Raw genomic sequence first — 6,479 nt, 5'->3', positions numbered from 1 at the left:
TCGAAGACAACCGAAGAGATGCTGTTGCTGGACGTGACGCCGCTTTCGCTGGGCATTGAAGCGCTGGGTGGAACGGTTGCAAGGATCATCCAGCGCAACTCCACGATTCCCGCGTCAGCGACTGAGCATTTCACCACCGGCGTCGACGGACAGACAAATGTTGCAATTCACGTAGTTCAGGGCGAGCGCGAACTCGCGGCTGATTGCCGGTCGCTGGCGCGTTTCGACCTCAAGGGCATTCCACCGATGAGTGCTGGCCTGCCGCGTATCGAGGTCAAGTTCCTCATCGATGCCGACGGCATTTTGCAGGTCTCTGCGCGCGAGCAGCGAAGCGGCCAGGCGGCGCAGATTGAAGTGAAGCCGACGTATGGATTGACTGACGATCAGGTTGAAAGCATGATTCTCGATTCGTTCGATCATGCAGAGGAAGATTTTGCCAAGCGGCTTTTGATCGAGGCGCGCAACGAGGCTGACACAATACTTGCGGCCGTCGAACGCGCACCGGAGAATCCAGCGTGGCAGCAATTGCGCGGCGAAGAGCAGGCGTCGATCATGGCCGCGCAGAACAGACTGCAGAGCGTGAAACAGGGCGATGATCTTGCCTCTATTCGAGAAGCAACGGCAGCGCTCGACCTGGCCACACGGCGATTTGCTGAGTTAATGATGGAAGCCGCAGTGACTACGGCGATTCGCGGCAAGACGATGGACGCCGCTGACGAGGAACTAGGCGAAGAAGTAACTGCACCGCATCCGATGGCACCCGCCGAGTTCAAGTAAAAGCGGAGTTAGCATCGCTTCGCGACTGTTAGCAGCACGTCGCGCTTGTTCGCGGAGTTAGACGGTAGCAAGGAGGCAATTCGAATGAGTGGAGCAAATACACAGAACATTCCGCCGGACAAACTGGTTCGCGTGACCTTTATGCCCGAAGGTAAGACGGTTGAATTTGAGTTCGGCACCATGCCTTACGATCATCACGGCAAGCCGATGTCGTTCCTCGACGTCGCCGAGAACTTCGGCATCTTTCTCGACCACGCCTGCGGAGGCGTCTGCGCCTGCACCACCTGCCACCTATGGATCAAGGACCAGGAAGGCATCAGCGAAGCCGACGACGATGAGCTTGATCGAATGGACATGGCTGCCGATCAGCAACTGAATTCGCGGCTTGGCTGCCAGGCCGTCATTACCAAGCCCGGCAACTATGTCGTCGAGATTCCAAAGTGGAACCGCAATTACACGTCGGAAGGCAAGCCGCTGGCCATGGCTGAAGGCAAGTAGCAGCGCCAACCTGCTTGCCCGATCTCCTCACCTTGGCTGGTGAAAGGGCGGAACAATTCGACTCAATGCAAGGAGCAAACGATGCCGCGCGAAATCATGTGGACCGATTCGGAAGAGATCGGGATTCAGCTTCAGGAGAAGTTCCCCGACATCGATCCGCTCATGGTACGGTTTACCGACCTGCTCAAGTACGTGACCGAACTCGAAGGCTTCTCGGATGATCCGGCGAAGTCGAACGAGTCGCGGCTGGAAGCGATCCAGATGGCGTGGCACGAGGAGTTCGAGGAAGCAAAGGGTTGAAGGCACCGGCTGTTCTGGTTCATGAATCTCCGGCGGCCCAAGTATCAGCCGCATTAGTGTCGGAAGTGGACGTACCCTTTACCCGGTCTCTTTAGGGAAGTTTCCTATATTCATGAGCTTGCAGCGGGGGGCTAGCGCCAAATATTTCTTCCCATTGAGGTTAGCCGTAGATGTTCCCAAACAAGGGAGTTACGGACCCGCGCCTGGGCGACGTCAGGAATCACCGGCGATGCTGCTTCTGATCGATACATCTCCATTGTGCGGTGGAACCGGGAAATTACCTGCAAAGTTGGAAGAGCCAAATTCTGAGTGGAATGAAGAGCTTGGGCCGCACGTCAGAAAAGGAAACTTGACAGCGAAACGCGGGCGCAACTCAGCGGTTAGAAGTGTGTGCTTTCGCCCCAGCCGAATGAGCCTTCAAAGTGCTGGAACTCCCGCTCGTGCCCCGGCACCTGGTAGACGCTGATCACATCGAACCGCACTGGCGGCGCAGACTGCTGCGGCAACTGTCGAACGTATCTCCGCGCAAGGCGGCGGAGTACGCTGCGCTTGTGTTCATCGACGGCGGTTTCGGCTGGAGTCAAGTCGTGAGCGGTGCGCGTTTTTACTTCGATGAAGCAGAGCATCGGTCCGTCCCACGCAATCAGGTCCACATCGCCGGGTACATCTCCGGATGACCAGCGGCGGGCAACGACGGTGTAGCCTTTGCGCTGCAGGTGGAACAGCGCCGCGTCTTCGCCTTCGATGCCGATGACGAGATGAGCGGGCATCGCATTCGATCCGCGTTTGTTCGCGAACCGATTGAGCCCGGCAAGCGAACGCTCCAACCAGCCGACTCGCATCTTTTGCAGATTCATTGCGTACCTATTCTCGGCGGAATGGAGCGTCGGCGCAACTCGCAGGGAGCAGAACTAACGTTGGCTGAACGGCAAGGTTTGCGGCTTTCAAGGTTGTATGTGATTTAGAGCTGGGATGGGCCGCGGAATGTGGCTCAATTTATAACTACCGAGTTGGCGGTGACTCGCCCGGAACTTAGGCTAAGCCACAGAAGACGCTCGAGAAGCCGAATTGAAAGGTACGAATCTAGGTCAGTGAGCACATCGCCGATCGAGACACTCATTCACCGCCCGTCTACCGCGAACATGCTGGCGGTTCTCTAAGACAGCCGTAGCTGAGTCAAGGCAGGCCTACGCGCCCGAGCAGTTCCTGAAAACGCGCATCGGAACGATAGCGGTCAAAAATCGGGTCTACGGCGAGATACCCCATCCAGACAGCATGATCGCTCCATGCGGCCTCCAGCCACGTGAATGTCTCCCGATCCATCTTCAGCGCTGCGAAAATCTGAGCCAGGGCATACGGCGAGACGTAACGCTTCTTCGCGTTCGCTTCCAATTCGTGCGCGATTTGGAGTGCTTCGCGATTCCGGCCTGCAGCCGCTAGGGCGATCGCAACCTGGGCCGTATACAATGGGCTGTCTCCAGACAAACTCGCCGCCCTTTTCAGCTCGTTCACTGCTTCGTTGTGCATGCCTACCTGCACATAGTCCTCTCCGAGAACAAGGTGCGCAGTTGCAAAATTCGGGTCCATCTCAACAGAATCGCGATTCTGCTGGATTGCGGCGAAATAGTTGCGCGCCATGTAGTAGCGAAGTCCTACCCATGTACTGATCGTCAGGTTCAGAGGATCGAGTGCCAAAGCATGTCGCGCCTCCGCGAGTGCCTGGTCATGGCGGCCCCTAATCGAAAGATAGTCTCCATACCAGTGATGCGCGTTCGCGTATTGAGGATCCAGTTCCAGGGCGCGCCTGAACTCGGCTTCTGCTCCGGCCCACTCCCATCGATGGCTCAGCACCAGTCCCAGCGAGGCGTGGGCTTCAGCCGATTCCGGATCGATTTCAATTGCCTTGCGAGCGGCTGCGTAAGCTTTCGGGAGCGAGTCCGCCGGGGCCTTGAACCCGTGCCACGCGAGTCCGCTGTTGCAGTCGGCCAGCCCGGAATAAGCCGCGGCGAAGGTTGGATCGCGGTCAATCGCCTGCTGAAAGTATTGCTCCGCCTTTGCTATGCTGTCTCCGGTTCGCTTGTTCCAGTAGTAGCGGCCTTTCAGATACTCCACGTATGCTTCGGGCACGGTCTGCCGCGAACTTGCCAAACGCCTCTTCTGGTCTTCGGCCAGAACAATGTGAATCTCGTTTGCGATGCTCCTCACCACGGAGTCTTGCACTGCAAGCACATCTTTTAGCTCGCGGTCGTAACTCTCGGTCCAGACGTCCGTCTGTTTTTTGGCATCGATCAACTCAACTGTGATGCGTACGCGGTCCGGCGAACCTCGAACACTGCCTTGAACAAGATAGTCGGCGTTCAGTTCTCGACCGATCTCCTTCGCAGTCTGTTTGCTGTCTTTGTACTTCGCGATGGAACTGCGAGCGATGACTATTAATCGATCCCTGTTCAGCTTTCCGATCTGGGAGATCATCTCGTCAGTCAGCCCGTCGCTGAAGAATTCCTGGTCAGCGTCTCCGCTCAGATTGTCGAACGGCAGTACTGCCAGCACTGTCTTGGGCTGGGAAGCGGCGGCCACTCTCGCTCGCCAGCGCCACCATGCGGGGAGCGCCACGAGACCAAGAAGCGCCAGCGCAGCCATGCCAACCAGAAGCCACGTGCGAGAACGACGATGCCCTAGTACTGGCGCGCCTTCGGCGATTGGGAACTCTGCCGCTGCCGGCTCTGGTTCGTCGCCCACGTGCAGCCCATTGTCTTGCCGACCATCCGCGGGCTCCAAAATAGCTCTCTGAGCGTCTGTGCGAGCAACTGGTCCTTCAAGTCCGATCAACTCAGCGGAGCCTTCTTCTCCGGGAGAAACAACAGGCGCGATGAACCTATATCCCCGTCCGGTTACGGTCTGTATGAATCTCGGCTGCTCGGGGTCGTCTTTCAGAACTTGTCGAATCTTGCGGATTGCGCCCCGGATGCTGTTGTCCGTGTCCAGAAAGACATCGGTTCCCCATACCCTGGCCACGATTTCCTCTCGAGTCACAATCTCGCCCGGGTGCTCGAGCAGCAGAAGAAGAATGTCCAGCGGGATGCGCTCCAGCTTCAGCACACGCCCGCCGCGGCGCAGCCTGCGAGGCCGAAGATCGAGCTCGAAGTCTTCGCCGAAGAGGATAGATTCCTGGAGTCCAACCGGCTGGGAGGGCATGCGCCGCCTTCCGAAGTGCCACGATCTTACACCAATTCCACAACATGGGGTTTAAGAGCCGCTAATGCTTGCGCTTAGCGCGACACAAAACATAACGTCCCGACATGCGCTTCGGTATGGACAACCATGCCCTCTACCGGAAGAATGACGCTCATCACTGACCAAGAGGCAGTGAGAATTCGGGGAGGCACAATGAAGAGTATGTATCGTGGCGCGGGGAAGAGGACTTTTGGTCTGTGCATGCTGATGGCGACTCTGCTGTTCGGGCCTGCCGTGGCAAAAGCCGATTCCGTCCTGGACTGGAACGTAATTGCGGTAGACACAGCCGTTGCGAACGGCCAGAACCCGTTCGCCCAGGCGCGGTTTGCAGCGATTGTGCAGGTCGCTGTCTTTGAAGCCGTCAACGCTATCACCGGCGACTATCGACCGTATCTTGGGAGTATCGTCGCGCCCCACGGCGCCTCAGCCGACGCAGCAGCTGTCCAGGCCAGCTATCGGGTGCTCAGAACCTACTTCCCGGCGAGCGCTTCGAATCTCGACGCAGCCCTCGCGAACTCGCTGGCTTTGATACCGGACGGCCAGGCCAAGATTGACGGCATAGCAACGGGCGATGCCGCAGCCATGGCACTGATCGCTCTTCGCGCCAACGACGGGTCGTCGCCTGCGCAGTTCAAGACACCCGGTCCGCCTGTTCCCGGCGAATGGCAGGCCACGCCGAGTTGTCCAAAGGTGAATGGAATCGCCTCCGGAATCGCATTTCAATGGCGGAACGTAACCCCGTTCGGTATCCGGAGCGCGAGGGAGTTTCTCCTCGGTCCTCCGCCAGCGCTTGCGAGTAACAAATACGCGAAGACGTACAACGAGGTGATGACGGTGGGAAGCCTCGACAGCACCGAGAGGCCACCAGATCGGTCAGATGTCGCGACCTACTACGCGGCAACCTCACCAACTCAGGCATTCAACCAGGCCGCAAGGCAGATCGCGCAGGAACAGCGACGTACGCTGTCTGAGAATGCCCGAGCTCTGGCCCTGATCAACATGGCGATCAACGACAGCCTGGTCGCAGCGTTCTTCAATAAATACCACTACAACTTCTGGCGCCCCGAAACCGCGATCCGTGCGGGTGACACGGACAGCAACCGGAAAACCGACCCCGATCCGGACTGGCTGCCCTTCATCGTGACCCCCTGTTTCCCGAGTTATCCCTCAAACCACGGCAGCGCAGCCAATGCAGCAGCGGCGGTCATGAGACGTCTCTACGGCGAAGCTGGACATTCGATGACGCTGTCAAACCCCGCCGTGCCCACCATCGTCCTGCAATACACCTCGTTCAGGCAGATTACCGACGACATCAGCGACGCTCGTGTTTACGGCGGGATCCATTTTCGAACCGACCAGGACGCAGGAGCGCTGCTGGGGCTCATTGTCGGCAAAGCAGTCTACAAGCACAACCTGCGTCCGGTGCAGGATGATGACTGGGATGATGACCGCGACGATGACTGAGTGATCAGGTCGAAAACGATTCGCCATTTGTGTTACAAGGTACGGCGATTGTGCGGTCACGTTACCCGCAGACGAGGCCGCACACGTTCTCTGTCCGGAAGTTGACTACTGAGTCTGGACGACGCATCCGGGAAAACCACAGGTTAGCGCTCCAAGTTGTGCTCTCAATTCGCGCTAACAGGCTAAATCGCTCATTGAGGTCATTC

General features: G+C 58.0%; 6 protein-coding genes. 4 read left to right on the top strand and 2 right to left on the bottom strand.

The genetic code is table 11. From position 1 onward, the window contains the following. The 3 genes from WA354_RS09700 to iscX form a co-directional block, all read left to right on the top strand. Positions 1-777: Hsp70 family protein (locus WA354_RS09700; RefSeq protein WP_472812806.1), on the top strand; the 777-nt coding region annotated here is incomplete at its 5' end. Positions 778-861: 84 nt separating this feature from the next. After that, positions 862-1,275 carry a 2Fe-2S iron-sulfur cluster-binding protein gene (locus WA354_RS09695; RefSeq protein WP_472812805.1) on the top strand — a complete coding sequence of 138 codons (414 nt, stop codon included), beginning with the start codon at positions 862-864 and terminating at the stop codon, positions 1,273-1,275. 81 nt (positions 1,276-1,356) lie between these two features. Beyond that, positions 1,357-1,575 (top strand): Fe-S cluster assembly protein IscX, encoded by a 219-nt coding sequence (gene iscX, locus WA354_RS09690; RefSeq protein WP_472812804.1) that lies wholly within the window; start codon positions 1,357-1,359, stop codon positions 1,573-1,575. A gap of 380 nt (positions 1,576-1,955) precedes the next feature. Here iscX and WA354_RS09685 read toward each other — a convergent pair whose 3' ends face one another. Together WA354_RS09685 and WA354_RS09680 are read right to left on the bottom strand one after the other, a co-directional pair. Continuing rightward, on the bottom strand, positions 1,956-2,432 hold the full coding sequence (locus WA354_RS09685; RefSeq protein ID WP_472812803.1) for a YraN family protein: 477 nt from the start codon (positions 2,430-2,432) through the stop codon (positions 1,956-1,958). A 319-nt stretch (positions 2,433-2,751) separates the two neighbouring features. Next, positions 2,752-4,770, bottom strand: coding sequence for a winged helix-turn-helix domain-containing tetratricopeptide repeat protein (locus WA354_RS09680; RefSeq protein ID WP_472812802.1), 2,019 nt, complete (start codon positions 4,768-4,770; stop codon positions 2,752-2,754). 192 nt (positions 4,771-4,962) lie between these two features. On the opposite strand from WA354_RS09680, the gene WA354_RS09675 reads away from it, so the two are divergent. Next, positions 4,963-6,273 carry a vanadium-dependent haloperoxidase gene (locus tag WA354_RS09675; protein WP_472812801.1) on the top strand — a complete coding sequence of 437 codons (1,311 nt, stop codon included), beginning with the start codon at positions 4,963-4,965 and terminating at the stop codon, positions 6,271-6,273. Positions 6,274-6,479: the final 206 nt, after the last annotated feature.

Origin of the sequence: Occallatibacter sp. (genome assembly GCF_049802275.1) — a bacterium.
Classification (GTDB): Bacteria; Acidobacteriota; Terriglobia; order Terriglobales; family Acidobacteriaceae; genus Telmatobacter.
The sequence above is the reverse complement of the archived record's forward strand: the minus strand, read 5'-3'. Positions and strand labels throughout refer to the sequence as shown.